The following is a 25678-nucleotide window of genomic DNA, read 5'->3' as shown; positions in this document are numbered from 1 at the left end:
TCGGGTTGTGCAATGCGGGAATTACCCGGCGTCTGACATGGCAACTATTTGTCAGCGTTCACTTACTTCGCCGTCGACATAGCGCCAGGATCCGTGCTCGTCGCGCTCGAAGCGGCTCGTCTCGTGGAGCCGGTACGCGCGTCCGCCGACCTTGTAGCGGGCCACGAATTCGACCTCCGCATGCCGGTCGTCGAGCGGCGTGTGGTGTTTGACCGCGAGGCCCAGCCAACGCGGCGCGTCCGGCGCTTCAGGGTCGACGTCGAGATCGGGCGGGCAGGTGCGCGCGGCCCACGTCGCGCGCAGGTAAGCGGTCGCGCCCAGCACGTACGCGCTGTACCGCGAACGCATCAATTCGAGCGCGGTCGGGGCGGCTTCGCCGCCGTCGATGAAGCGGCCGCAGCAGGCCGCATAGCGCGGCGCCGGCGCTGTGCCGGTGCGCGCGGGGGACGCGCCGCCGCACGGGCACGCGTCAGGTCGGTTCAAAATCATGCGGAATGTGAATTAACAACGCCCGGTTGCCGGCGCCGCTCACCAACTGAGCTCGATGCCGTCGTACTGGAAGAACCGGCCGTTCGCCTGGGACACGTCCGAAGCGGATTCGGCGATGACGCGACGCATGCCGGTCACGCTCGTTTCCGGATCGATCGCGGCTTGCGCGCCGCCCATGTCGGTGCGCACCCAGCCGGGATGCAGCGAAATGCACGCGGCATGGCGCGTCTGCAGCGACGCGATGCGCAGCGCGTCGTTCAGCGCGGCCTTGCTCGCGCGGTACAGCCAGCCCGTCGTGCCGGTCGCCTCGGCGATGCTGCCCATCCGGCTCGACACGACGGCCAGCACGCCGCGCGCGTCCTCGACGAGCGGCAGCAGGATCGGCAGCAACTGCATCGGCCCGCGCACGTTCGTATGCATCACCGCGTCGAAATCCTCGGCGGTGATCGTCTCGACGCCTTCGGTGCGCGGCCCGTACACGCCCGACACCAGCACGGCCGCATCGAGCCGCTCGCCGTCGAGCTTCCAGCCGAGCGCCGCGATCTGCTCGGGCTGCGCGATGTCGAGCGCATGCGGCTGCGCGCCGAGCGCGCGCAACGCGTCGAGCGACGCCGCGTCGCGCGCGGTGGCGATCACGTTCCAGCCGTCGCGCCGGTATTGCCGGACGAATTCGCGGCCGAGGCCGCGCGATGCACCGACGATCAATACGGTTTTCATGCCCGTCGCTCCTTGGGTTGGCGCCGCCGTGGCAGTGCCGGTGTCAGATCCGTTCGATGCGCGCTGCGCCCGCGCGGCAGCCGCCGTCGGGCGGCTGGCGTGTCATTGCACGTTACTGCGCGTCGTCGCACGGCTTGAGCGTGGCGGCGACCGCCTGCGCGACGCCGTCGATCTGCGCGGCGTCCGCCGCGACCATGTCGTTGTCGGGCGCATGCTGGCCGCGTACGGTCAGCGCCGCCACGCAGCGCCGGTAGGTCTCGTCGAGCGCGTCGAAGTTCGACACGGCCATCCCGAGGTTGCGCATCCGGCCGTCGTGCACGCCGTACACGAGCCCGTGCACGGTCAGCGACTGGCCGCGCGCCCATGCGTCGTTGACGATCGTCGTGCGGCACACGTTGACGACCTGTTCGATCGAATTCAGCTCGATCAGGCGGCGGTAGCGCGCTTCGCCGACCGGCCATTCGTCGAGCAGCGCCGCATGGCGCTCGCGCACGTCCTGCACGTGATGCAGCCAGTTGTCCGCGAGGCCGACGCGGCGGTTGTGCAGCGCCGCGTTCACGCCCGAGCAGCCGTAGTGGCCGACGACCATGATGTGCTTCACGCGCAGGATGTCGACCGCGAACTGGATTACCGACAGGCAGTTCAGGTCACTGTGCACGACGACGTTCGCGATGTTGCGGTGGACGAACACCTCGCCCGGCGGCAGGCCGATGATCTGGTTGGCCGGCACGCGCGAATCAGAGCAGCCGATCCACAGATATTCCGGCGCCTGCTGGTCGGCGAGCCGTGCGAAGAAATCGGGATCGTCGGCGAGCTGGCGCTTGACCCAGGCATCGTTGTTGTCGAACAGATGTGAAAGCGGATTGTCTTGGGTAGTCATCGGTGTGGATTCCGTTGGCGGAAATCGGGTCGATCATGATTGCGGTGTTGCCGGCGTCAGGCGGCACGCTGCGCGTCGCCTTCGCCGTCGTTCCGGTCCGTCGCGCCGAAGCGCGCGGGGTAGCGCACGCAAAAGCGCAGCGCTGCGTCGTACGGATAAAAATCGGGCAACTCGCCCTGCATCAGCTTGTCCTTGCTCGCCTGCCACAGCGCGGGATCGAAAAAGTCCGCGTGATGCTTCATGAAGACGTCGCGCACGCGCGGGTCGCCGAGCAGGAACGGTCCGTAGGTCTCCGGAAAGATGTCGTGCGGGCCGACGGTATACCACGGTTCGCCGGACAGCTCGTCTTCCTCGTTGCGCGGCGGCGGCACGCGCCGCACGTTGCAGTCGGTCAGGTACTCGATCTCGTCGTAGTCGTAGAACACGACGCGGCCGTGGCGCGTGACGCCGAAGTTCTTGTACAGCATGTCGCCCGGAAAGATGTTGGCCTTCATCAGCTCCTTCACCGCGTTGCCGTATTCCTTCACGCCATGCTCGACGTCCGCGTCGGTGCCGTTCTGCAGGTACAGGTTGAGCGGCGTCATCCGGCGCTCGATGTACAGGTGCTTGATCACGAGCTTGTCGTCCTCGTATTCGAGCAGCGACGGCACTTCCTTCTCGAGTTCGCGCACGAGCGCGTGATCGAGCCGCGCGAGCGGCAGCGCGACGCTCGAATACTCGAGCGTGTCGGCCATCCGCCCGAGGCGGTCGTGGCGCTTCACGAGCTGGTACTTCTCCATGATCTGCGCGCGCGTCGTGTCCTTCGGCGGCGGGAAGTGGTCCTTGATGATCTTGAACACGTACGGGAACGACGGCAGCGTGAACACGAGCATCACGAGGCCCTTGATCCCGGGCGCGACGATGAAGCGGTCGCTCGAATGCGACAGGTGGTGCAGCAGGTCGCGGTAGAACAGGTTCTTGCCCTGCTTCTGCAGCCCGACCGACGTGTAGATCTCGGCCTTCGGCTTGCCCGGCATGATCGTGCAGAGGAAATCCACGTACGCGGACGGCACGCCCATGTCGACGAGGAAGTACGAATGCGAGAAGCTGAAGATGATCTGCAGCAGGTCGCGGCGCAGCAGCACGGTGTCGAGCGCGAGCAGGCCCGGGCGCACGTGGCGGATCGGCACGGCGAACGGCAGCACGCGGTCGGCGTTGATGATGCGGCCGACGATGTATGCGCTCTTGTTGCGGAAGAACAGCGACGACAGCACGTGGATCTGGAAATTCGGCGCTTCGTCGAAGTGGCCGAATTCGTCGTCGATCGCCTGCATCACGCAGCCGATGTCGCGCGCGAGATCCTCGAACGCCGGCTCGAGCTGGAAGTTCGTGACGATGCGCTCGAGCGTGACCGCGAGCCCGTCGGTGCCCGGGTAGTACGCGCGGTAGGTCGGCTTCGCGGCCGGCTCGTCGTTCTCGAGGTACTCGGTCGAGATCGCCGGGCGCACGAAGATGAAATCGTTGTTGAAATACGAGCGGTGCAGGATCTTGCAGCACACCGAATTGAAGAAGGTTTCCGCGCACTCGGGCTGGCGGTGCGACGTGAGCAGCCCGATGTAGTGCAGCTTGATCTGCTGCCACACTTCGTCGTCGATGTTCTCCGCGTCGTACTCGTCTTCCAGCACCTCGACGCATTCCTTCACGCGATCGTCGTACGACGTGATCCGCTCGCGCGCGAGCCGCTGCAGCCCGTGCCAGTCGCCGCGCTCGAACAGCGTCTTCGCATCGACCGCCGCTTCGCGGAAGATCCGGTAATGGCGATCGAAGTATTCGAGCATCGTCTGCGCGACGTCGAAACCGATCTGCGACGACAGCAGTTTGGGGAAGTGATTCATCGCGTGCAGGCTCGTTCAAGGGGCTGTAAGCACTCGCCATTTTAGCGCCCAAGTCGGCGTTTCAATGACTTTCGCGGTGGCGCGCGAACGGCCGTCAATCGGCGTGTTGATCGCCGTTGGGCGCCGTTCGATGCATCTTCGCGTAAAGATGCGGGTACGGGACCGATTCTGACACGAACTTTTTTCTGGCGGGCCGATGCTCGTCGGGCACCTGTTTCGCGCGACGGCGATAGAATCGACGCACCGCCCGCCGCGCGCTGCCGCCGGCACGCATTCGCACCGATAACGACGAGACGCCCCACCGATGAACGCCCTGGAACACCAACTCGACTACCCCTTCGCCGATACGCTGCCCGCCCCGGGCGACACGTTCGAGGTCGCGCCCGGCGTGCGCTGGCTGCGCATGCCGCTGCCGTTCTCGCTCGATCACATCAATCTCTGGCTGCTGCGCGACGAGATCGACGGGCAGGCTGGCTGGACGATCGTCGACTGCGGGATCGCGTCGGACGCGATCCGCACGCACTGGGAGCAGATCTTCGACACGCATCTCGACGGCCTGCCCGTGCTGCGCGTACTCGTCACGCACTGCCACCCCGATCACTTCGGCCTCGCGAACTGGCTGTGCGAAGGCGGCGACAAGGGCCGCTGGAACGTGCGGCTGTGGATGACGCTCGGCGAATACCTGTTCGGCTGCCTGATGGCGGCCGGTAACGGCTCGAACGCGGGCGGCGCGGCCGCCGCCGATCACTTCGCGCGCCACGGGCTGACCGATCCGGCCGCGCTCGACAAGCTGCGCAACCGCCGCAGCTATTACTCGGATCTCGTGCCGGCCGTGCCGCCGCGCTACCGGCGCCTGCGCGAAGGCGACGCGGTCGCGATCGGCGCGCGCACGTGGCGCGTCGTCACCGGCTTCGGCCATTCGCCTGAACATTGCGCGCTCCACAGCGAAGCGGACGGCGTGCTGATTTCCGGCGACATGGTGCTGCCGCGCATCTCGACGAACGTGTCGGTGTTCGACCTCGAACCGGAAGCGAACCCGCTCGCGTTGTACCTCGAATCGCTCGGCCGCTACGAGACGATGGCGCCCGACACGCTCGTGCTGCCGTCGCACGGCAAGCCGTTTCGCGGCGTGCGCACGCGCATCGCGCAACTGCGCGAACATCACGATGCGCGCCTGGCCGAAGTGCGTGTCGCGTGCGCGGAGCAGCCGCGGAGCGCGGCCGACATCGTGCCGATCATGTTCCGCCGCCGCGAGCTCGACATCCACCAGATGACGTTCGCGCTCGGCGAGGCGCTCGCGCACCTGAACCTGCTGTGGCTCGCGGGCGAACTCGTGCGCGAGCAGGGCGACGACGGCGTGCTGCGGTTCCGTACCGCCCACTGAGACTGCTTCGTTCTCCTTACGCGACGGGTTCGTAGTGCCACCCGTCGCGCTGCCACTGCATCGTGTGTGTCGGCTCGAGCGCCGCGAGAAACGCGGCGTCGTGCGACGCAACCACGATCGCACCCGGGAAGCCGGCCAGCGCCGCTTCGATCGCGCGCACCGATTCGAGATCGAGGTGATTGGTCGGCTCGTCGAGCAGCAGCAGTTGCGCGGGCGTGCCGCGCCACAACGCACACGCGAGCGCGGCCTTCAGCCGTTCGCCGCCGCTCAGTTGCCGCGCCGGTTGCGTCGCCCGTGTCGCGTCGAGTTGCAGCAGCGCGAGGCGGCTGCGCAGGTCGCCTTCGGCAAGCGGCGTATCGAGCAGGCGCAACTGCTCGACGATCGAGCGCGCCGGGTCCAGCAGCGCGAGCCGCTGGTCGAGATACGCGGCGCTCACGTGCGTCGTGCAGGTGCCCGAGCGCGGCGCCAGTTCGCCCGCGAGCATCCTCAGCAACGTCGACTTGCCGCAGCCGTTCGGGCCCGTCAGCGCGATGCGCACCGCGCCGCTCGCCGACCACGTGATCGCGTCGGCGTCGCCCGCGACGCACCACGGCAGTTGCGCGCGTTCGAGCGTGAACAGTTGGCGGCGTGCGCTGACCTCGGTGCCCGGCAGCGATACCAGCACGGGCGCCGCGGCGTCGACGCGCGCGGCCGAGTGCTGCACGCGTTCGTCGAGCGTTGTCTTGAAATCGTCCTGATGGCGCCGGACCTGTCCCATGATGCTGCGCGCCGCACCCTTGCGGCGCTGTTTCGCCATCGACGACAGGTTGGCCGTCTTCGCGCCGCGCAGCGACGCGGCCGCGTGACGCTGGATCGTGTCGTGTTCCTGTTCGAGCCTGCGCCGCACGCGCCCGCGCTCGGTGCGCGCGTGGTCGAGCGCCGCTTGCGCGGCGTCCTGTTGCGCGTCGCGTTGCGCGCGGTAGAGCGCGTAGTTGCCGCCGTACGAGCGTGCACCGTGCGGCGTCAGCTCGACGATGCGTTGCACGCCGGCGAGCAGCGCGCGGTCGTGGCTCACGACGACGACTCCGCCGCGCCAGCCGTCGAGCGCCGCGCGCAGCCATGCGCGGCCCGGTGCGTCGAGATGGTTGGTCGGTTCGTCGAGCACGAGCAGGCCGGCGTCCGACAGCAGCGCGCCGATCAGCGCGACGCGCGCGAGCTGGCCGCCGCTCAGCGTATGCGCGGGCGTGTCGGCGTGGACGTCGTGCAGGCCGGCCGCGTCGAGCGCGGTGCGCAGCCGCTCCGCGAGATCCCAGCGATCGCCGATCAGCTCGAAGTCGTGCGGCGCCGCGCGGCCGTCGGCGAGACGCGCGAGCGCGCCGAGCGGCGCATCGAGCGCGCCGAGCGGCGCATCGAGCGCGGCGATCTGCGCGACGGTCCGCGGGGCGGCCGCCGTGTCGTCGCGGTCGTGCTGCTGCGCGACGTAGACGACCTGCGTATGCCGCTCGATGGCACCCGCACTCGGCGCGCGGCGGCCCGCGATCAATTGCGCGAGCAGGCTCTTGCCGACGCCGTTGCGGCCGACGATGCCGGTCGGCGTGCGGTCGATGGACAGGTCGAGCGAATCGAACAGCGTGACGCCGTCGTCGAAGCGGAAGGAAACGTGATGAAGCGCGACGAGCGCGCCGGTCGGCGTGGCAGCAGCCATAAGCACCTCCGAAAATGCGTGAAGACCTTCGCGCGCGGCGTGCGTGGCACGGCGGCGAAAACATTTCGGGAAGGCTTAGTTATTCACTTTGGCTGGCGTCCGGTATGAGGAATGAGCGCGCAGTGTAGCAAGCGCGGCGCGCGGGCCGCAAGCGACGGCCCGACGCACCGTCGCTTGCGCGCCACGCGCGCGGGTCGCGTTACTGCACGGCGACCGTCGTGAAATTCTGCCGCCCGAACGGACTGACGCGATAGCCGCTCACGTTCGTGCGCGTGAGCGCGGCCGCGGTCGGGTAGCCGAGCGGGATCCACAGCGCCTGGTCGTGGATGATCTTCTGCGCGCTTTCGTACAGCTTCGCGCGCTTGGCCTGGTCGGCGGTCGACTTGCCGTCGGCGATCAGCTTGTCGAGCTGCGCATCGCAGAAGCGCGCGAAGTTGATGCCCGACTTCACCGCGTTGCAACTGAACAGCGGCGACAGGTAGTTGTCCGGATCGCCGTTGTCGCCGGCCCAGCCCATGAACAGCATGTCATGCTGGCCGAGCTTCGCCTGCTTGATCAGCTCGCCCCATTCGATCACCTTGACCTCGGCCTTCACGCCGATCTTCGCGAGGTCGGCCTGCAGCAGTTCCGCGCCGACCTTCGGGTTCGGGTTCAGCACGCTGCCGGTCGGGCGCGTCCAGATGGTCGTCGAGAAACCGTTCGGGAAGCCGGCCTGCGCGAGCAACTGTTTCGCCTTCGCGGGATCGTACGCATACGGCGCGACGTCCTTCGCGTAGCTCCACGTGTTCGGCGGATACGGGTTGTTCGCGGCCGTCGCGGTATTGTCGAACACGACCTTCAGGTAGGTTGCGCGGTCGAACGCGAGATTCAGCGCCTCGCGCACCTTGTCGTTGTCGAGCGGCTTCTTCTGCGTGTTCAACGCGACGAATGCGGTCATGAACGCGGGCGTCTGCACGACCTTCAGCGCGCTTTCGCCCTTCGCGGCGAGCACGTCCTGCGGCTTCGGCGACAGCGCGATCTGGCATTCGCCGGCCTTCACCTTCTGCAGGCGCACCGACGGGTCGGGCGTGATCGCGTAGATCAGCCGGTCGACCTTCGGCTTCGTGCCCCAGTACGTCGGATTCGCGTCGTAGCGGATCAGCGCGTCCTTCGTATAGCTCTTCAGCACGAACGGGCCGGTGCCGACCGGCTTCGCGTTCAGGTCGGCCTGCTTGCCGGCCTTCAGCAGCTGGTCCGCGTACTCGGCCGAGTAGATCGACGCGAAGCCCATCGTCAGGATCGGCACGAACGTCGCGTTCGGTTCGTTCAGCACGAACTTCACCGTGCTGTCGTCGACTTTCGTGACCGACTTCACGAGCTTCACGAGGCCCATCGACTGCGCGTGCGGGAAGCCGCTCGCGCCGGCCACCTTGTGCCACGGATTCGCATCGTCGAGCATCCGCGTGAACGTGAACACGACGTCGTCCGCGTCGAGCGGGCGGCCCGGCTTGAAATAGTCGGTGGTCTGGAACGCGACGTTCGGGCGCAGGTGGAACGTGTACGTGAGGCCGTCGGCGCTCGTTTCCCATTTGTCGGCGAGCGCTGGCACGACCTTCTTCGTGGCTTCGTCGTAGGACACGAGCGTGTTGAAGATCACGTCGGCCGATGCGTTGGTCGTGACGAGCGAGTTGTACTGCACGACGTCGAAACCGTCCGGGCTCGATTCCGTGCAGACGGTGAGCGGTTTGGCGGCGGCGAGGCCGGGGGCGGCAAGGGCGGCGGCGACGGCGGCCGCGGCGAACAGCTTGACGTGCATAGGATCTCCCACGTGGCGCGTGTTTTTCGCTGGATGACGGAGGCAGGCGCGGCCCGGAAGCAGGCAGGGCCGGCGCGGCTGGCGAATAGCATACCGTCAAAGCGCGCGACGCGTGAAAAAAGGCGCCGGAACGCGGCGAATTGACCGAAAAACGGCTGCGTTCGCGACGGAACGGGTGTCGATGCAGCGGAAGGTGCGGCTGAAGCGGCGGGAAGGCGGGAAGGCGGACGACGGAGATGGCGGGGTCAGCGCGTCGAAGCATGCGGCGGACGTGGCGAATAGGCCGTGGAAGGCGTCGCCAAACCGGCGCGTCGACGCGTCGGCGCAGCGAGAAGGCCCGGCGTACATCGCGCGGGCCGTCTCGGCGGATCGTCAGTGCGCGCCGGCCTTCGGCTTGCGCGGCGCCTTTTCGAACAGGCGATCGTACAGCCAGCGCGGCAGCACGTGCAGCACCTTCGCGACGACACCCATTTGCCACGGAATCACGCGGAACGCGTGCTGCCGGGCGATCGCGCGTGCCGCGCGCGCGGCGAAGCGGTCGGCGTCCATCAGGAACGGCATCCGGTACGGGTTGTGCGCGGTCATCGGCGTGCGAATGTAGCCGGGCGCGATCGTCACGACGCTGACGCCGGCCGGGCGCAGTTCGACGCGCAACGCCTCGAGATACTTGATCGCGGCCGATTTCGACGCGCTGTACGCGCCGGAGCCGGGCAGTCCGCGCACGCCGGCGACGCTCGCGACGCCGACCAGCGTGCCGTGGCGCGCGGCCGTCATCGGGCCGACGAACGGCTCGAACGTCGCGACCATCCCGTAGTAGTTGATGTCCATCACGTCGCGGAACGCCGCGAGATCGCCCTGGCCGGTGACGGCGCCCTGGCTGATGCCCGCGTTCGCGATCACGACGTCGGGGCAGCCGTGCGCGGCGATGAACGATGCGGCGGCCGTTGCGAGCGCATCGGCGTCGCGCACGTCGGCGGAATAGACGGAGACGGACAGCGTCGGGAAACGCCGCGCGAACGCATCGAGTGCATCGGTGCGTCGCGCGACGAGCGCGAGCGTGGCGCCCTGGCGGGCGTATTCCTCGGCCATCGCGAGGCCGAGGCCGCTCGACGCGCCGGTGATGAAGACCTTCAGCGGAGTAGTCATGCCGACGCGCGGGCGGGGATCAGAGCTTCTTGTCCTGGACCTGCTTCACGAGAAAGTCGAGCACCTGGGCGGTACCCGGGATGCTGTTCGTGTAAGCCGGGCCCGTCTTGTACTTGCCCTGGACGACAACCGTCGGCACGCCGTCGATCGCGTAGTCCTTCAGCAGCTTGGCCGACTGGTTCACTTCGCCCTGCACGCTGAACGAGTTGTACGCGTCCATGAACTTCTTCTTGTCGACGCCCTGCGTGGCCAGGAAATCGGCCTGCGCCTGCGGCGTCAGCAGGTAGTTCTTCTGCTTGTGGATCGCGTTGAAGATCGCCGGCGTGACCTTCTCGGAGATGCCGAGTGCGGACACCGCATAGAACAGCTTCGAGTGCGGGAGGAAATCGTCACGGAAAGCGACCGGCACGCGCTTGAAGTCGATGTTGTTGCCCTGTTTCTTCACCCAGGCCTCGATCGTCGGCTCGAATTCGTAGCAGTGCGGGCAGCCGTACCAGAAGAACTCGATCACCTCGACCTTGCCGGCCGGCGCGGACACCGGCTGCGGCGACTTCATCACCTCGAAGTCCTTGCCGGACACCGGTGCGGCGGGCGTCGCCTGGGCCAGGCCGGCAGCCAGGCCGAGGGACAGAAGGAGCGTGCTAAGCAGTTTTTTCATGTTGTGGACGTCGAATCGGTTGCTCGGGTTACGAAACGTAACGGGTTCTGCGTGGGTGCGGCCGGCTGCTTACTGCTTCGTGAAGCGGATCACCGCCGTGTCGACACCTGCATCGGACAGGCGCTGACGGGCCGAGTTCATATCCTCGAACTTCGAGAACGGACCGACGCGCACGCGGAAATAGGTCACGCCGCTGACGTCGCGTTTCGACACCTTCGATTCGAAGCCCTGGAAGCCGAGGCGCGCACGCTGCTGCTCGGCATCGCCTTCCGTCTTGTACGCACCGACCTGCAGGAAGTAGCCGGTGTTCGCGTCGTTCGCGGTCGGCGGCTTCGCGGCCGCCGCGGCCGTGGCCGACGACGTCGGCTTCGGCGTGTTCGCGGCCTGCTGCTGTTGCTGCTTTTGCGCGGCGGCTTGCTGCGCCTGCTTCTGCGCGGCGAAGCGCGCGAGGTCGTCCTCGCCGCCTTGCTGCTGTTGCTGCGCCTGTTGCGTCTTCTTCGGCGGCGGCGTGGTGTCGGCCGGCTTCGGTGCGACGGCGACGCCGTTGCCCGACGACGGCGTGTTCGACGCGGTGTTGCTCGAGCCGGTGGCGCCGTTCGTGTTACCCGACGGCGGCACTTCGACGATCTGCGGCTCGGGCAGCAGGCCGCCCTGGGTCTGGTTCGCGGCCTGGCCGGGCGCGGTGTTCGGCGGTGCGGGCTGCGCGGCCTGCGGCACCGGCTGGCCGGGCGTCTTGCCCTGCAGCGCGCGATTCGGGTCGAACTGCTGCGGCTGGCTCGCGCCGTTGTCGGCCGGCGGCGGCGCGACCTTCGACACGAACGGCGACGGCGAACGCGTGATGTAGAGCGCCACCACCACGGCGATCGCGAGGCCGACGATCAGGCCCAGCACGATTCCAAGAAATGTTCCTCCGGCTTGTTTCGATTGTTTCGAAGTGCGGCGTGGTTGTGCCATTGCTTGAGTCACCTGCAAAAAGAATCGTGAAAAGGCTGCGACGGGCATCCGACGGCGGGCATCCGATGACGGGCATCCGGCGGCGGGCGCTGCCGCGGCCATTCGCGGCCCGGTTCGGGCCGCGCTGACATCCGTTACATCTTGGCGGGCGCGGATACGCCGAGCACTGCCAGGCCGTTCTCGAGCACCTGCCGGGTCGCGGCGAGCAGCGCGGCGCGCGCATTGCGCGGCGCTTCGTCGTCGACCAGCACGCGCTCCGCATTGTAGAACGAGTGGAATTCGCCAGCGAGATCGCGCAGGTAGAACGCGACCGCGTGCGGCGCGAGCTCGTTCGCCGCGTGCGTGAGCATGTCCGGGTACTCGGCCAGCTTCTGCATCAGCGATGCCGCTTGCGCGCTGGTCAGTTGCGACAGGTCGGCGCCCGGCAGTTGCGCGACGTCGACGTTGTAGCGCGACTTCAGTTCGTTGAGCACCGAGCAGATCCGCGCATGCGCGTACTGCACGTAATAGACCGGGTTCTCGTCGTTCTGTTTCAGCGCGAGGTCGATGTCGAACACGAACTCGGTATCGGCCTTGCGCGAGATCAGGAAGAAACGCACCGCGTCGCGGCCGCGCGTGATGGTCGCCTCGTCGATCAGGTCGGGCGCCGCTTCCTGGCCCGGCGCCGCGCCGCCCGACCATTCGATCAGGTCGCGCACCGTCACGTAGCTGCCCGCGCGCTTCGAGATCTTCACTTCCTGGCCGTCGCGCATCACGGTGACCATCTTGTGCAGCACGTAGTCGGGATAGCCCTTCGGGATCCCGATGTGCAGCCCCTGCAGGCCGGCGCGCACGCGCGCGATCGTGCCGTGGTGGTCCGAACCCTGGATGTTGATCACCTTCGTGAAGCCGCGCTCCCACTTCGTCACGTGATACGCGACGTCCGGCACGAAGTACGTGTACGTGCCGTCCGACTTGCGCATCACGCGATCCTTGTCGTCACCTTCGTCGGTCGTGCGCAGCCACAGCGCGCCGTCCTGCTCGTAGGTCATCCCGGCCTTGACCAGCGCGTCGACCGTCTTCTCGACGCGGCCTTCGCTGTACAGCGACGATTCGAGGTAGTACTGGTCGAACTTCACGCCGAATGCCTGCAGGTCCATGTCCTGCTCGCGACGCAGGTACGTGACCGCGAACTTGCGGATCGCGTCGAGATCCTCGACGTCGCCCGCGCCCTTGACCGGCTCGCCGTCCGATGCGGCGACCGTTTCGCCGTTCAGGTAGTCGCGCGCGATGTCGGCGATGTACTCGCCGTTGTACGCGGCTTCCGGCCAGCCCGCGTCGCCCGGCTTCAGGCCGCGGGCGCGCGCCTGCGTCGAGATCGCCAGGTTGCCGATCTGCACGCCCGCGTCGTTGTAGTAGAACTCGCGGTGCACCGTGTAGCCCTGGCTCGCGATCACGTTCGCGAGCACGTCGCCGAGCGCGGCCTGGCGGCCGTGGCCGACGTGCAGCGGGCCCGTCGGATTGGCCGACACGAATTCGAGCAGCACCCGCTTGCCCTTCTCGCGATCCGACGTGCCGAACGCGCGGCCCTGGTCGAACACGGCGGCGATCACCGCCTGTTTCGCGGCGGCCGACAGGCGCAGGTTGATGAAGCCGGGGCCGGCGATCTCGGCGGCTTCGACGAGGCCTTGCGCGGCCGGCTGCGCGGTGAGTGCGGCGACGATCCGTTCGGCGAGCTGGCGCGGGTTCGTGCCGAGCGGCTTCGCGAGCTGCATCGCGACGTTGCACGCGACGTCGCCGTGCGCGGCGACCTTCGGGCGCTCCAGCGTGATGGCCGGGGCGACGAATGCCGCGTCGGCGCCTTTCAGCGCGTGTGCGACCTGCTTGACGCTATCCGCGAGCAGGGCTTCGAGGGTCTGTTTGTGTGCTGGCAGCATGCTGGTAGAAGGCTTCGTTGGTGGCGGCCGGAAACGCCGGGCCGCCGGCGCGCTTTTTAAGCGCGCGTTTCAGGGATCGCAGAATTTTAACAGGTGCTAATATGCCGCTCAGGCGGCCCGCGTCCGCGAGGCCGGACGCCGGTCTGTCGGCGTTCCCCAACCGCGCCGCGCAGGCACAACAAGATGAAAAGGGAATTGTCATGATTACGTTCAAGAGCAAGGCGGCACAGGATCTCGACGTGCTGAAGGATTTCGCCGTGTATGTGCTGGGTCTCGTCGGCAAGCAGCTGGGCGAGCGCGGTGTGATCACGCACGACGAACTGGACCACGCGATCGCCAAGCTGGAAGGCGCGGTCGCGCAGGCGAAGCAGGAGCGTGCGGAGCACGCCGGCCATTTCCACGAGGACGAAGCCGACCACGCGCACCACGAAGTGCCGCCGAGCCTGGCCCAGCGCGTCGCGCCGTTCCTGACGATGCTGCGCGAGGCGAAGGCCGGTCAGGCCGACGTGCACTGGGGCTTCTGAGCTTCCTTGCCGGGCGGGTCGACAGGTTCGCCAGACACGAAAAAGCCCGCTTTCGAGCGGGCTTTTTCTTTTGTCTGATCAAAAGGAGGCCGGGCCTCTCGTTTGCATCGATCAGAGCTGCGGCGCGAGCGCGCGGCGCGCGTCGTCGAGCGACAGCGCCATGCGCTGCGCGTAGTCCTCGAGCTGATCCTGCCCGATTTTGCCGACCGAGAAATAGCGGCTGTCCGGATGCGCGAGGTAGAAGCCCGACACGCTCGCCGCCGGCAGCATCGCCAGCGAATCCGTCACGCTCATGCCGATCTCGTCCGCGTGCAGCACGTCGAACATGTCGCGTTTCACGAGGTGGTCGGGGCAGGCCGGGTAGCCGGGCGCCGGGCGGATGCCTGCGTACTTCTCGGCGATCAGCGCGTCGTTGTCGAGCGTCTCGCCGCTCGCGTAGCCCCACAGCTCGCGCCGCACGCGTGCGTGCATCGCTTCCGCGAACGCTTCCGCGAAACGGTCGGCGAGCGCCTTCAGCATGATCGCGCTGTAGTCGTCGTGGTCGGCTTCGAACTGCTTTTCCTTCGCGTCGACGCCGAGGCCGGCCGTCACCGCGAACATCCCGATGTAGTCGGCGACGCCCGATTCCTTCGGCGCGATGAAATCGGCGAGCGAGCGGTTCGGCCGCATCACGCCGTCGACGACCGGGCGCACGCTCTGCTGGCGCAGGTTGCGCCACGTGAGCAGCACTTCCGAGCGCGACTCGTCGCTGTAGATCTCGATGTCGTCGTCGTTCACCGTGTTCGCCGGCAGCAGCGCGATCACGCCGTTCGCGGTCAGCCAGCGGCCCTGGATCAGCCGCGCGAGCATCGACTTCGCGTCGGAAAACACGCGCCGCGCCGATTCGCCGACGATCTCGTCGTTCAGGATCGCCGGGTATGGCCCCGCGAGGTCCCAGGTCTGGAAGAACGGGCCCCAGTCGATGTAGTTCGCGAGCTCGTTCAGGTCGTAGTTCTTGAATACGCGCCGCCCGATGAACTTCGGCTTCACCGGCGTGTAGTTCGCCCAGTCGACCTTGGTCTTGTTCGCGCGCGCCTCTCCGAGCGTGACCATCGGCTGCGCCTTGCGATTCGCGTGCTGGTCGCGGATGCGTTCGTAGTCCGACTTCAGCTCGTCGAGGTACTTCGCCGCGCCTTCGTCCGACAGCAGGTTCGACGCGACCGACACCGAGCGCGACGCGTCCGGCACGTAGACGACCGGGCCTTCGTAGTGCGGCGCGATCTTCACGGCCGTGTGCACGCGCGACGTCGTGGCGCCGCCGATCAAGAGCGGGATCTTCTTCACGCGGAAGTAGTCGTCGCGCTGCATTTCGGACGCGACGTACGCCATTTCCTCGAGGCTCGGCGTGATGAGGCCCGACAGCCCGATGATGTCCGCGCCCTCGACCTTCGCCTTCGCGAGGATCTCGTTGCACGGGACCATCACGCCCATGTTGACCACTTCGAAGTTGTTGCACTGGAGCACGACCGACACGATGTTCTTGCCGATGTCGTGCACGTCGCCCTTCACGGTCGCGATGACGATCTTGCCCTTCGCGCGCACGTCGCCGCCCGCTTCCGCGAGCAGGCGCTTTTCTTCCTCGATGAACGGGATCAGGTGGGCGACCGCCTGCTTCATCACGCGCGCCGACTTCACGACCTGCGGCAGGAACATCTTGCCCTGGCCGAACAGGTCGCCGACGACGTTCATCCCGTCCATCAGCGGCCCTTCGATCACGTTGATCGGGCGGCCGCCGGCGGCGGCGATCTTCGCGCGCGCTTCTTCGGTGTCCTCGACGATGAAGTTCGTGATCCCGTGCACGAGCGCATGCGCGAGCCGCTTCTCGACCGGCTGGTTGCGCCATTCGAGGTTTTCTTCCTTCTTCGCGGCGCCGGTCTTGAACTTGTCGGCGATCTCGAGCAGGCGATCGGTGGAATCCGGCCGGCGGTTCAGGATCACGTCCTCGACGCGCTCGCGCAGTTCGGGATCGAGATCCGCGTACACGCCGAGCTGGCCCGCGTTCACGATCCCCATGTCCATCCCGGCCTGGATCGCGTGATACAGGAACACGGTATGGATCGCCTCGCGCACCGGGTCGTTGCCGCGGAACGAGAACGACACGTTCGACACGCCGCCGCTCACCTTCGCGTACGGCAGGTTCTGCTTGATCCAGCGGGTCGCCTCGATGAAGTCGACTGCGTAGTTGTTGTGCTCGTCGATGCCGGTCGCGACCGCGAAGATGTTCGGGTCGAAGATGATGTCTTCCGGCGGGAAGCCGACTTCGTTCACGAGGAAGTCGTACGAGCGCTTGCAGATCTCGGTCTTGCGTTCGTAGGTGTCGGCCTGGCCGGTTTCGTCGAACGCCATCACGACCGCGGCCGCGCCGTAGCGGCGGATCAGGTTCGCGTGGTGGCGGAACGCATCCTCGCCTTCCTTCAGCGAGATCGAGTTCACGATCGCCTTGCCCTGCACGCACTTCAGGCCGGCCTCGATCACGTCCCACTTCGACGAGTCGATCATGATCGGCACGCGCGCGATGTCGGGCTCCGACGCGATCAGGTTGAGGAAGCGTACCATCGCCGCCCTCGAATCGAGCATCGCTTCGTCCATGTTGACGTCGATCACCTGCGCGCCGTTCTCGACCTGCTGGCGTGCGACGGCGAGCGCCTCGTCGAACTGGCCGTTGAGGATCATCCGTGCGAACGCCTTCGAGCCGGTGACGTTGGTGCGTTCGCCGACGTTGATGAAGAGCGTCCCGGGCGTGACGTTGAACGGCTCGAGGCCGGCAAGGCGCATCATGTGATCGGTCATGGCGGTGCGGATTCTGGTGATGAAGGACTGGGGCGGTCGGGTCAGGCGTTGTCGCTGTACTGGTTCGGCCAGCGGCGCGGCTTCACGCCGGCGAGCGCCTTCGCGATCTCGGCGATGTGCTCGGGCGTCGTGCCGCAGCAGCCGCCCGCGAGGTTCACGAGCCCGGCCTGCGCGAATTCCTTCAGCAGGCCCGACGTGACGTCGGGGGTTTCGTCGAAACCGGTGTCGCTCATCGGGTTCGGCAGGCCCGCGTTCGGGTAGCACGACACGTAGGTGTCGCACAGCTTCGCGAGCTCGGCGATGTACGGGCGCATCAGCGCCGCGCCGAGCGCGCAGTTCAGGCCGAACGTGAGCGGCTTCGCGTGACGCAGCGAATTCCAGAACGCTTCTACCGTCTGGCCCGACAGGATCCGGCCGGACGCATCGGTGACGGTGCCCGAGATCATGATCGGCAGGCGCTCGCCGGTGTCCTCGAACAGCTCGTCGAGCGCGAACAGCGCGGCCTTGGCGTTCAGCGTGTCGAAGATCGTTTCGACGAGGAACAGGTCGACGCCGCCGTCGAGCAGCGCCTTCGCCTGCTGGTAGTACGCGTCGCGCAGCTCGTCGAACGTGACGTTGCGCGCGCCCGGATCGTTGACGTCCGGCGAGATGCTCGCCGTCTTCGGCGTCGGCCCGATCGCGCCGGCGACGAAGCGCGGTTTGTCCGGCGTCGCGTATTTCGCGGCCGATTCGCGTGCGAGCTTCGCCGATTCGACGTTCATCTCGACGACGAGATCTTCCATCCCGTAGTCGGCCTGCGCGACGGTCGTCGCGCCGAACGTGTTCGTTTCGACGATGTCGGCGCCGGCCGCGAAGTACTGGTCGTGGATCTCGCGGATGATCTGCGGCTGCGTGAGCGACAGCAGCTCGTTGTTGCCCTTGATGTCGCGCGGGAAATCCTTGAAGCGCTCGCCGCGATACGCGGCCTCGTCGAGCTTGTAGCGCTGGATCATCGTGCCCATCGCGCCGTCGAGGATCAGGATGCGCGATTTCAGCAGCGCGGGCAGGGCGGCGCCGCGCGTGTAGGGCGCGTCGAGCGGGACGGAAGCGGCGAGAGGAGTCGCAGACATGGGCGAAAGACCGGCGAAGACGGAAAACCGTCATTGTAGCCGGTGCGTCAAGCGGTCGCCGTCGCTCGCCGCGCCGGCCGGACGGCCCGTCAAGACGGCCCGTCAAATGAAAGCCCCCGCCGGCGAACCGGACGGGGGCAGGATCGGAGTGCACGCGGCGCCGCGCGGGGCGCGGCGAATGGCCCGGCCGCGCGACGCGCCGGGCCGCGAGTCGTCAGTGCAGCACGACGGGCATCATCATCAGGCTGTCGAATTGTCCGAGGAATTCGTCGACTTCGTCGAGCGACGGTTCATCCTCGATCAGCTGCTTCACGTGCGCGCGGAATCGCTCGGCAAGTTCGCCGTCGATGAAGATTTCGCGCTGCGCGTTCTTGTCGACGATTTCGTATCCGCCGGCATTCATCAGGTGATGGCCGGCCTGCGGCGCAAATTCGACGACGCAGTAGTTGGGGCTGTTGTAGATCATTTGCATGGCGGCACTCCTCTTCGCAGTGGCATCTGGCCTTGTTGTCCCCTAGGTGGGGCGAGCCTTGCCGGTTTCAAGGGGCTTGCGCTGCACACCCCGTTCTCCCGTTTGCGTGGGGTGTATCGGTTAGAAGCCGATGTCTATCAAACGTTTCTCATTGTGAGCCGGTGGACTGAAATAGTTGTTAAAGAGTGTCATCGGCCATTTTTCGGAAATCTGTAGTCGGTCGAAATTGCCGATTCGTGCGCGTTCACTGTGTGACAGCCGATGAGGCAGGCGGTTGCATCGTCGCGGGCGGTGCCGCTTGCGCAGGTGGCGCGGGCGGCGCGGCCGATGCATCGGCGGCCGGTGCGGCGGCGGGCGCGTTCGTTGCGCCGCCTGGCGGTGCGGGTTCGGCAGGCACGTCCGGTGCGGCGAGGCGGCCGTGCCACAGCAGCTCGATCTGCGCACCGTTCGGCTCGCTCTGCACGAGCCGCGCGGGCAGCCAGCCGAGCGACGGCGCGAGCCACATGTCGATGCGGCGCGTGTCGCCTTCGCGGCGCGGCAGGCGCATGAAGTGCCGCGCGGCGACGATGCCGGCCTGCGTCTGCACCTGCTCGTCGCCGATCACGGTGATCGGCCAGGTCTCGCCGCTGTTGTTGTCGATCACGAAGAATTGCTGGGTGACGCCCGGTTTGTAGGCGGCGGGATTGCCGCGTACGAGCCCCGACAACTGCATCAGCATGCTGAAGCGGTCCTGCACGCCGTCGGGCAGCGGCGCGTTGTTCGGCGTGCGCGTGAACACGACCTGGCGGATCTCGCGGTTGAAGATCGCGATGTCTTCCGGCCGCTTGCCGCGCTTCTCGACGTAACGGTCGGGCGCGACGCCGAACGCGTCGATGCGGCCTTCGCTGCGATAGGTGAACGGGCCGACGAACGGCACGGGCATCGATACCGACAGGTCGTAGGTGTGCCCGTCGGTGCGCCAGTGGATCGTGCCGATCATGTTCTGCATGCCGTTGTAGAACGTGTCGTACTGCAGGTCGCCGGACGGCGGCACGGCGAACTTCACGCCGGTCGTCGCGGGGCCCGGTGTCGCGGCGCCGGCGCTGGCGGCCGATGCGGCGTGTGCGCCCGAGGCGCCCGGCGTACCGCTTGCCGCGGATGCGGCGGCAGCCGGCGGTTCGCCGTGCTCGGCCGTCTGCGTCGACGTGAGGACCGGCTCGCGCGACGGCGCGGGTTTCGGCGGGGCCGCCTGCGGCGCGGCGGCCTTGGGCGCGGCCGGGCGTTCGACCGGCTTCGGCGCCGGCGGCGCCGGCTGGCGCTCGATCGGCTGCGGTTTCAGCAATTCGATCTGCACGGGGATGTCCGCGGGCGGCGGCGGCGTGAACGATTCGCGGTTGCGCATCAGCCAGAACCCGGCGAGCGCATGCAGCACCAGCACGGCGACGAGCGCGACGCCCACGCGCAACCAGCGGCGGGGCAGGGCGTGACTCGGGCGAAGGTCGGCAGGCTGTATGGGCATCGGAACGGGATCGGGGCGCTTGCTTGACGTCGGGCGCGCGCCGCGCGCCACAGGAATCGGACCGCCGGATGCGCCGCGCGTTCGCGATGCGTGACGTGGCGTGAACCGGAGGCGTCAGGCGTCGCGTGCGTCGGGACTATAGCCGAGTTCGTAAGACAGTTTCCGTGCGCAGGCGCGCAGCGCGGTGTCGATCTCGCCGCCCCACGCGATGTCGAACGAGCCTTCCTGGCCGAGCGCGACGATCGCGAGCGCGAGTTCGCCGACCGCGTCGAACACCGGCATGCAGAACGCGTGGATCGTCGGCAGCAGCATCCCTTCGACGCGCGCGGCCTGGTGCGCGCGCACGTCGGCGAGCACCGCTTCGACTTCGTCGAGCGTGCGCGGGCCGCCGTGGTGCGGCGAGCGGCGCGTATCGGCGAGCTCGCGCTCGAGCATCGCGGCGGTCTTGCTGCGCGGCAGGTACGCGGCGAACAGCAGCCCCGTCGCGGAGCCGAGCAGCGGCATCACGTCGCCGAGCTTCAGCGACGCCTTCGCCGGATGGCTCGATTCCATCCAGTGCACGATCGTCGGCCCCTGGTTGCCCCATACCGCGATGCCGACCGTCTGGTCGAGGCGATCGCGGAATTCGGTCAGCGCGATCCGCGCGAGCTTCACGCCGTCGACGCGCGCGAGCCGCGCGAGGCCCATCTGCAACGCGAAGCCGCCCAGCTCGTAGCGGCCCGAGACGGGATCCTGCGACACGACGCCGAGCCGCGAGAAGCTGACCAGATAGCGGTGCGCCTTCGCCGGACTCATGCCCGCGCGCTGCGCGAGATCGCGCAGCATCATCGCGCGCGGCTCGCTCGTCAGCACGTCGAGCAGGCGGAAGCCGACCTCGATCGACTGGATGCCGGAACGGACCTTCTCGCCGTGGTCGCCGGACGCGGCGTCGTCGGTATCGGAGTCGGCGAGATCGTCGTCGGGAAGCGGGCTGGCGGGCATGGGCAACGGGTGCGCGAAAATGCGTCGGGAAACGGGGCGAAAACGGCGTGCGTCATCATCGCGCGCCGCATGGATTCACCATCGTAAAATAGATTCCCTCCATCGTCACTAAAACGGCCAATCCCCTATGAAACTTGCTTCGCTGAAGGACGGCACGCGCGACGGCCAGCTGATCGTCGTGTCGCGCGACCTGCACACCGCGGCGATTGCCGATGCGATCGCGCCGACGCTGCAGCGCGTCCTCGACGACTGGGCGTTCTACGCGCCGCAACTGCGCGACCTGTACGACGCGCTGAACCACGGCCGCGCGCGCAACGCGTTCGCATTCGATCCGGCCGACTGCATGGCGCCGCTGCCGCGCGCGTTCCAGTGGGCCGACGGCTCCGCGTACGTGAACCACGTCGAGCTGGTGCGCCGCGCGCGCGGTGCCGAGATGCCGCCCGAGTTCTGGACCGATCCGCTGATGTACCAGGGCGGCAGCGACGATTTCCTGGGGCCGCGCGACGACGTCGTGTGCCCGTCGGAGGAATGGGGCATCGATTTCGAGGCGGAAGTCGCGGTGATCACCGGCGACGTGCCGATGAGCGTGTCGCCCGACGACGCGCTGAAGGCCGTGCGGCTCGTCACGCTCGCAAACGACGTGTCGCTGCGCAACCTGATTCCGGCCGAACTCGCGAAGGGCTTCGGCTTCTTCCAGAGCAAGCCGGCCACCGCGTTCGCGCCGGTCGCCGTCACGCCCGACGAGCTCGGCGACGAGTGGCGCGCGGGCCGCGTGCACCGCCCGATGATCGTCCACTGGAACGGCAAGAAGGTCGGCCAGCCCGACGCCGGCACCGACATGGTGTTCCACTTCGGCCAGCTGATCGCGCACGCGGCGAAGACGCGCAACCTGCGTGCCGGCTCGATCGTCGGCTCCGGCACGGTATCGAACAAGGACGCGAAGCGCGGCTACTGCTGCATCGCCGAGAAGCGTTGCCTCGAGACGATCGAGCACGGCGCGCCGCAGACCGAATTCATGCGCTACGGCGATACCGTGCGCATCGAGATGTTCGACGCGGCCGGCAAGTCGATCTTCGGCGCGATCGAGCAGTCGGTCGCCCCGCCCGACGGCGCGGCATAAGCCGCGCGGCGCACGCCACGCAGCGGCGAAACCCGGCTTCGGCCCGCGCGCCGGGTTTCGCCCGATGTTTGACCGCGCGGGCTTGGCTACACTCGATTCAAGCGTTCGAGCACGTCGAACAAGGAGCAGCAGATGGCCGATCTTGCCGCGTACGGCGGTTACGAAGCATTGAAGGTGACGCGCCGCGATCATGGCGTGCTCGACATCGTGATGAGCGGCGAGGGCGCGAACCGCAGCGGCCTCGCGACCGCGAACGCCCGCATGCATCGCGAGCTCGCCGACATCTGGCGCGACGTCGATCGCGATCCCGACACGCGCGTCGCGGTGATCCGCGGCGAAGGCAAGGGCTTTTCGGCGGGCGGCGATCTCGCGCTCGTCGAGGACATGGCGAACGATTTCGACGTGCGCGCCCGCGTATGGCGCGAGGCGCGCGACCTCGTCTACAACGTGATCAACTGCAGCAAGCCGATCGTGTCGGCGATGCATGGCCCGGCCGTCGGCGCGGGGCTCGTCGCCGGGCTGCTCGCCGACATCTCGATCGCCGCGAAGGACGCGCGCATCATCGACGGCCACACGCGGCTCGGCGTCGCGGCCGGCGACCACGCGGCGATCGTGTGGCCGCTGCTGTGCGGGATGGCGAAGGCGAAGTACTACCTGATGCTGTGCGAGCCCGTGAGCGGCGAGGAGGCCGAGCGGATCGGGCTGGTCTCGCTCGCGGTCGAGCCGGCCGACCTGCTGCCGAAGGCATACGAAGTGGCCGAGCGGCTCGCGCACGGGTCGCAGTCGGCGATCCGCTGGACCAAGTACGCGCTGAACAACTGGCTGCGCACCGCCGGGCCGACCTTCGATACGTCGCTCGCGCTCGAATTCATGGGTTTTTCGGGGCCCGACGTGCAGGAAGGCATCCGTTCGCTGCGCGAGCGGCGCCCGCCCGCGTTTCCCGGCGACGCGCCGTTCTGACGTGCGCGCTATGATCGAACCACGCGCGGCTGCGCGACGCACGGCGGCCGCCTCGCTCCCCCAGTCAACCAGGATGCCCGTATGACGACCGATACCTCCGGCGCCAACCCTTTCGCTGGCTTTGCCGGGTTCCAGCCCGCCGACATGATGGACCGGATGTGGGACATGATCCGGATGTCGCCGTTCGGCGGGATGGCGCCGTTTCCGGGCGCCGCGCACGGGCTGCCGCCGTCGCTGTCGAGCATGTCCGACATGATGGCGCCGCTCACGAACGTCGAGGAGCTCGACAAACGGATCACCGATCTGCGTGCGGTCGAGCAGTGGCTGAAGCTCAATCTCGGGATGCTGCAGTCGGCGATCCAGGCGCTCGAGGTGCAGCGCGCGACGCTCGCGACGCTGCGCGCGTTCGGCGCGTTCGCGCAAAGCTCGATGTCGGCGGCCGAGGAAGCGGCCGTGGCCGCCGCGCAGGCCGCGAAACCCGCATCGGCGGGCGAGGCCGCGCCCGACCCTGCGGCATCGGCCGCCGCGGCGTCCGATGCGGATGCGCCGGCGGGCGACCCCGCGCAGCAGCCGTTCGACCCGGCCGGCTGGTGGAACCTGCTGCAGACGCAATTCAACCAGCTCGCGAGCCTCGCGATGGCGCAGCCGGGCATGCAGCCTGCCGCGCCGGGCGCCGCGTCGCCGCAGGCCGCTGCCGCGCCGGAATCCGCGGCGAAGCCGGCCGCGGCTGCGCCGCGCAAGCCCGCCGCGAAGCGTGCGAAGCCGTCCGGCTCGGCCGCGGCCCGCGCGGCGGCCGCTTCGTCGCCCGAAACGCGTCCGCCGAAGCGCTCGACGTGATGCGGCGCAGGTAGCAGGTCGATCATGCGACTCGCGCTCGTTCTGATGGGAGGCGGCGCGCGCGCCGCCTACCAGGTCGGCGTGCTCAAGGCGCTGGCCGAGATCGCGCGCGAGGCCGATCCGCGGCGGCACACGCTGCCGTTCGCGGTCGTGTGCGGCTCGTCGGCCGGCGCGATCAACGCGACGTCGATCGCCAGCCACGCGGACGACTTTTCCCATGGCGTGCGGCGCCTGCTCGAATTCTGGGAGCCGCTGCGCGCCGAATACGTGTACCGCACCGACTGGCTCGGCATCGCGGCCGCCGGCGCGCGCTGGCTCGCGACGATGACGTTCGGCTGGGCGGCTCGCCGCTCGCCGCGCGGGCTGCTCGACAACACGCCGCTCGCGCACCTGCTGCAGCGCGAGCTGAGCTTTCACCGGATCGAGCAGATGCTGGAGGCGCGCCTGCTGCACGCGCTCGCGATCACCGCGCTCAGCTATTCGAGCGGCCGGCATCTCACGTTCTACCAGGCCGCCGAGCCGATCCAGGCGTGGCGGCGCGCGCAACGCACCGCGCGGCTCGTCGACCTGTCGGCGTCGCACCTGCTCGCGTCGTCGGCCATTCCGTTCGTGTTCCCGGCCGTGCCGCTCGTGCTCGACGGGCAGATCGAGTACTTCGGCGACGGCTCGATCCGGCAGATCGCGCCGCTGTCGCCGGCGATCCACTTCGGCGCGCACCGGATCGTCGTCATCGGCGCGGCCGATCCGCGGCCCGAGATTCCGGCCGCGAACGGCGCGGGCCGGGCACGCGGCTATCCGACGCTCGCGCAGATCGGCCAGCAGGTGCTCGCGAGCGTGTTCCTCGACTCGATCGGCTCGGACATCGAACGGATCGAGCACATCAACCGGATGATCGAGCACCTGCCGCACCAGGTCGAAGTCGACAGCGGCTGGCGGCACGTCGACGTGCTCGCGATCGCGCCGTCCGAGCGCATCGAGCTGATTGCCGCGAAGCACCTGAAGCAGATGCCGGCGACGATGCGCGGGCTGCTCGGTGCGATCGGCGGCAGCCAGCCGGCCGGCGCGTCGTTCGCCAGTTACCTGCTGTTCGAGGAGGCGTTCACGCGCGAGCTGATCGAGCTCGGCTACCGCGACGGCCGGGCGCAGCGGGAGACACTCGCCGACTGGATCGCGCATGCGGACGGCGGCAGCGCGCCGGCGGCCGGCACGCCGCCCGAAGACGGCCTCGCGACCGGCGAAATGCGGGTCTGACACGCGCAGGCGTACTGTCAGGTTGTGTTTTCGCGACGGTCGGCCGCGACCGATCGCCGCACCTTGGTTGGCGGCACGCGACCGGGCGGGCGTCTCGGAACCGTCATGCACGCGTGCTATCATGGCCGCCGCCGTATACACCATATCGAGCAGCCCGCCGATCCGGCATCCGCACGGGGACCTTTCGGGGCACCCGCCTGGGGCAGGGGACGGGCGCGCCAACGAGCCGGCCAGCGCCGGCCCCCACTCAGGCAAGCGCGGCCGGCTTCGTCCGAACGGAGCGGGTGGCGGCATGCCCAACGGCGGCAACGCGGCCGCCTGGCTGCCGGACGAGGAATCGGCGTCCGGCGGGCCGGTTTCCCGCGTAAAATTACAGTCTTGGCTGCAAAAAGCGCGCGTGGCGCGCTTGCGCGGCAACAGTCACGTTTAGAGAAGTCGCATTGCGCAGAACAGGGGTGGGACCATCATGAACACCATGCTTTATCCGGAACTTTACAGGTCGCTCGAAGCCGTCCGCTGGGACATGGAGAAGGACATTCCGTGGGACAGGTTCGACGCTTCGCTGCTCACCGACGAGCAGGCGAAGACGATCAAGATGAA

Annotated in this window: 21 protein-coding genes and 1 pseudogene; 7 read left to right on the top strand and 15 right to left on the bottom strand. The window is 68.0% G+C overall.

Going from position 1 to position 25678, the window contains the following annotated elements; genetic code table 11:
* Window positions 1-51: 51 nt before the first annotated feature.
* The 4 genes from WT53_RS13210 to aceK all read right to left on the bottom strand — a co-directional run bounded on the left by WT53_RS13210 (window position 52) and on the right by aceK (window position 3960).
* Window positions 52-489 carry a YchJ family protein gene (locus tag WT53_RS13210; protein WP_034208520.1) on the bottom strand — a complete coding sequence of 146 codons (438 nt, stop codon included), beginning with the start codon at window positions 487-489 and terminating at the stop codon, window positions 52-54.
* A 39-nt stretch (window positions 490-528) separates the two neighbouring features.
* On the bottom strand, window positions 529-1206 hold the full coding sequence (locus tag WT53_RS13205) for an SDR family oxidoreductase (protein WP_034208519.1): 678 nt from the start codon (window positions 1204-1206) through the stop codon (window positions 529-531).
* 112 nt (window positions 1207-1318) lie between these two features.
* Window positions 1319-2086: a carbonate dehydratase gene (can, locus tag WT53_RS13200; RefSeq protein WP_034208518.1), complete on the bottom strand. Its 768-nt coding sequence runs from the start codon at window positions 2084-2086 to the stop codon at window positions 1319-1321.
* Window positions 2087-2142: 56 nt separating this feature from the next.
* Entirely contained in the window at window positions 2143-3960 is a 1818-nt protein-coding gene (aceK, locus tag WT53_RS13195) for a bifunctional isocitrate dehydrogenase kinase/phosphatase (RefSeq protein ID WP_034208517.1), read from the bottom strand.
* Window positions 3961-4264: 304 nt separating this feature from the next.
* Between aceK and WT53_RS13185 the strand changes: the two genes are divergently transcribed.
* A complete protein-coding gene (locus tag WT53_RS13185) occupies window positions 4265-5344 on the top strand; it encodes an MBL fold metallo-hydrolase (RefSeq protein WP_034208516.1) in 1080 nt (359 codons plus the stop codon).
* 16 nt (window positions 5345-5360) lie between these two features.
* Here the strand turns inward: WT53_RS13185 and WT53_RS13180 are convergent, their stop codons facing one another.
* From WT53_RS13180 to argS, 6 genes are all read right to left on the bottom strand, one after another.
* Window positions 5361-7028, bottom strand: a complete 1668-nt coding sequence (locus tag WT53_RS13180; RefSeq protein ID WP_034208515.1) for an ABC-F family ATP-binding cassette domain-containing protein — start codon at window positions 7026-7028, stop codon at window positions 5361-5363.
* Window positions 7029-7227: 199 nt separating this feature from the next.
* On the bottom strand, window positions 7228-8823 hold the full coding sequence (locus WT53_RS13175; RefSeq protein WP_034208514.1) for an ABC transporter substrate-binding protein: 1596 nt from the start codon (window positions 8821-8823) through the stop codon (window positions 7228-7230).
* Window positions 8824-9195: 372 nt separating this feature from the next.
* Window positions 9196-9969 carry an SDR family oxidoreductase gene (locus WT53_RS13170; RefSeq protein WP_034208513.1) on the bottom strand — a complete coding sequence of 258 codons (774 nt, stop codon included), beginning with the start codon at window positions 9967-9969 and terminating at the stop codon, window positions 9196-9198.
* A gap of 19 nt (window positions 9970-9988) precedes the next feature.
* Entirely contained in the window at window positions 9989-10627 is a 639-nt protein-coding gene (locus WT53_RS13165) for a thiol:disulfide interchange protein DsbA/DsbL (RefSeq protein ID WP_034208512.1), read from the bottom strand.
* A gap of 69 nt (window positions 10628-10696) precedes the next feature.
* Window positions 10697-11581, bottom strand: coding sequence for an SPOR domain-containing protein (locus tag WT53_RS13160; protein WP_034208511.1), 885 nt, complete (start codon window positions 11579-11581; stop codon window positions 10697-10699).
* Between the two features lie 134 nt (window positions 11582-11715).
* Window positions 11716-13497, bottom strand: coding sequence for an arginine--tRNA ligase (argS, locus tag WT53_RS13155; protein ID WP_034208510.1), 1782 nt, complete (start codon window positions 13495-13497; stop codon window positions 11716-11718).
* 200 nt (window positions 13498-13697) lie between these two features.
* On the opposite strand from argS, the gene WT53_RS13150 reads away from it, so the two are divergent.
* Complete coding sequence (locus tag WT53_RS13150; RefSeq protein WP_006489103.1) at window positions 13698-14021, top strand: DUF1840 domain-containing protein; 324 nt, start codon at window positions 13698-13700, stop codon at window positions 14019-14021.
* 111 nt (window positions 14022-14132) lie between these two features.
* Here the strand turns inward: WT53_RS13150 and metH are convergent, their stop codons facing one another.
* From metH to WT53_RS13125, 5 genes are all read right to left on the bottom strand, one after another.
* The gene (gene metH, locus WT53_RS13145; RefSeq protein ID WP_060260240.1) at window positions 14133-16850 is read right to left on the bottom strand and encodes a methionine synthase; all 2718 of its coding nucleotides are present in this window, start codon (window positions 16848-16850) and stop codon (window positions 14133-14135) included.
* A gap of 41 nt (window positions 16851-16891) precedes the next feature.
* Complete coding sequence (locus WT53_RS13140; RefSeq protein WP_059785310.1) at window positions 16892-17959, bottom strand: homocysteine S-methyltransferase family protein; 1068 nt, start codon at window positions 17957-17959, stop codon at window positions 16892-16894.
* Between the two features lie 214 nt (window positions 17960-18173).
* A complete protein-coding gene (locus WT53_RS13135; protein ID WP_006477667.1) occupies window positions 18174-18431 on the bottom strand; it encodes a DUF3567 domain-containing protein in 258 nt (85 codons plus the stop codon).
* Window positions 18432-18675: 244 nt separating this feature from the next.
* A complete protein-coding gene (locus tag WT53_RS13130; RefSeq protein ID WP_060260243.1) occupies window positions 18676-19929 on the bottom strand; it encodes a DUF3108 domain-containing protein in 1254 nt (417 codons plus the stop codon).
* A 114-nt stretch (window positions 19930-20043) separates the two neighbouring features.
* On the bottom strand, window positions 20044-20910 hold the full coding sequence (locus WT53_RS13125; RefSeq protein WP_034208506.1) for an IclR family transcriptional regulator: 867 nt from the start codon (window positions 20908-20910) through the stop codon (window positions 20044-20046).
* A 127-nt stretch (window positions 20911-21037) separates the two neighbouring features.
* Between WT53_RS13125 and WT53_RS13120 the strand changes: the two genes are divergently transcribed.
* The 5 genes and pseudogenes from WT53_RS13120 to WT53_RS33485 form a co-directional block, all read left to right on the top strand.
* Complete coding sequence (locus WT53_RS13120; protein ID WP_034208505.1) at window positions 21038-22030, top strand: fumarylacetoacetate hydrolase family protein; 993 nt, start codon at window positions 21038-21040, stop codon at window positions 22028-22030.
* Window positions 22031-22162: 132 nt separating this feature from the next.
* On the top strand, window positions 22163-22990 hold the full coding sequence (locus WT53_RS13115; protein ID WP_006495425.1) for an enoyl-CoA hydratase/isomerase family protein: 828 nt from the start codon (window positions 22163-22165) through the stop codon (window positions 22988-22990).
* Window positions 22991-23071: 81 nt separating this feature from the next.
* Entirely contained in the window at window positions 23072-23827 is a 756-nt protein-coding gene (locus WT53_RS13110; RefSeq protein ID WP_060260236.1) for a PhaM family polyhydroxyalkanoate granule multifunctional regulatory protein, read from the top strand.
* 24 nt (window positions 23828-23851) lie between these two features.
* Window positions 23852-25078, top strand: a complete 1227-nt coding sequence (locus WT53_RS13105) for a patatin-like phospholipase family protein (RefSeq protein ID WP_059506346.1) — start codon at window positions 23852-23854, stop codon at window positions 25076-25078.
* A gap of 466 nt (window positions 25079-25544) precedes the next feature.
* A pseudogene (locus WT53_RS33485) lies at window positions 25545-25678 on the top strand (ferritin-like domain-containing protein); the annotation flags it as partial.

Source organism: Burkholderia sp. MSMB2157WGS, from assembly GCF_001532755.1.
GTDB lineage: Bacteria > Pseudomonadota > Gammaproteobacteria > Burkholderiales > Burkholderiaceae > Burkholderia.
The sequence above is the reverse complement of the archived record's forward strand: the minus strand, read 5'-3'. Positions and strand labels throughout refer to the sequence as shown.

What these genes read in the sequence shown, in the direction of transcription:
- WT53_RS13180 (WP_034208515.1), bottom strand. Translation starts at nt 7,028, where the DNA reads ATGGCTGCTGCCACGCCGACCGGCGCGCTCGTCGCGCTTCATCACGTT.
- WT53_RS13205 (WP_034208519.1), bottom strand. Translation starts at nt 1,206, where the DNA reads ATGAAAACCGTATTGATCGTCGGTGCATCGCGCGGCCTCGGCCGCGAA.
- WT53_RS13150 (WP_006489103.1), top strand. Translation starts at nt 13,698, where the DNA reads ATGATTACGTTCAAGAGCAAGGCGGCACAGGATCTCGACGTGCTGAAG.
- WT53_RS13105 (WP_059506346.1), top strand. Translation starts at nt 23,852, where the DNA reads ATGCGACTCGCGCTCGTTCTGATGGGAGGCGGCGCGCGCGCCGCCTAC.
- WT53_RS13170 (WP_034208513.1), bottom strand. Translation starts at nt 9,969, where the DNA reads ATGACTACTCCGCTGAAGGTCTTCATCACCGGCGCGTCGAGCGGCCTC.
- WT53_RS13120 (WP_034208505.1), top strand. Translation starts at nt 21,038, where the DNA reads ATGAAACTTGCTTCGCTGAAGGACGGCACGCGCGACGGCCAGCTGATC.
- WT53_RS13115 (WP_006495425.1), top strand. Translation starts at nt 22,163, where the DNA reads ATGGCCGATCTTGCCGCGTACGGCGGTTACGAAGCATTGAAGGTGACG.
- argS (WP_034208510.1), bottom strand. Translation starts at nt 13,497, where the DNA reads ATGCTGCCAGCACACAAACAGACCCTCGAAGCCCTGCTCGCGGATAGC.
- WT53_RS13135 (WP_006477667.1), bottom strand. Translation starts at nt 18,431, where the DNA reads ATGCAAATGATCTACAACAGCCCCAACTACTGCGTCGTCGAATTTGCG.
- WT53_RS13160 (WP_034208511.1), bottom strand. Translation starts at nt 11,581, where the DNA reads ATGGCACAACCACGCCGCACTTCGAAACAATCGAAACAAGCCGGAGGA.
- metH (WP_060260240.1), bottom strand. Translation starts at nt 16,850, where the DNA reads ATGACCGATCACATGATGCGCCTTGCCGGCCTCGAGCCGTTCAACGTC.
- WT53_RS13140 (WP_059785310.1), bottom strand. Translation starts at nt 17,959, where the DNA reads ATGTCTGCGACTCCTCTCGCCGCTTCCGTCCCGCTCGACGCGCCCTAC.
- aceK (WP_034208517.1), bottom strand. Translation starts at nt 3,960, where the DNA reads ATGAATCACTTCCCCAAACTGCTGTCGTCGCAGATCGGTTTCGACGTC.
- WT53_RS13125 (WP_034208506.1), bottom strand. Translation starts at nt 20,910, where the DNA reads ATGCCCGCCAGCCCGCTTCCCGACGACGATCTCGCCGACTCCGATACC.
- WT53_RS13130 (WP_060260243.1), bottom strand. Translation starts at nt 19,929, where the DNA reads ATGCCCATACAGCCTGCCGACCTTCGCCCGAGTCACGCCCTGCCCCGC.
- can (WP_034208518.1), bottom strand. Translation starts at nt 2,086, where the DNA reads ATGACTACCCAAGACAATCCGCTTTCACATCTGTTCGACAACAACGAT.
- WT53_RS13175 (WP_034208514.1), bottom strand. Translation starts at nt 8,823, where the DNA reads ATGCACGTCAAGCTGTTCGCCGCGGCCGCCGTCGCCGCCGCCCTTGCC.
- WT53_RS13165 (WP_034208512.1), bottom strand. Translation starts at nt 10,627, where the DNA reads ATGAAAAAACTGCTTAGCACGCTCCTTCTGTCCCTCGGCCTGGCTGCC.
- WT53_RS13185 (WP_034208516.1), top strand. Translation starts at nt 4,265, where the DNA reads ATGAACGCCCTGGAACACCAACTCGACTACCCCTTCGCCGATACGCTG.
- WT53_RS13110 (WP_060260236.1), top strand. Translation starts at nt 23,072, where the DNA reads ATGACGACCGATACCTCCGGCGCCAACCCTTTCGCTGGCTTTGCCGGG.
- WT53_RS13210 (WP_034208520.1), bottom strand. Translation starts at nt 489, where the DNA reads ATGATTTTGAACCGACCTGACGCGTGCCCGTGCGGCGGCGCGTCCCCC.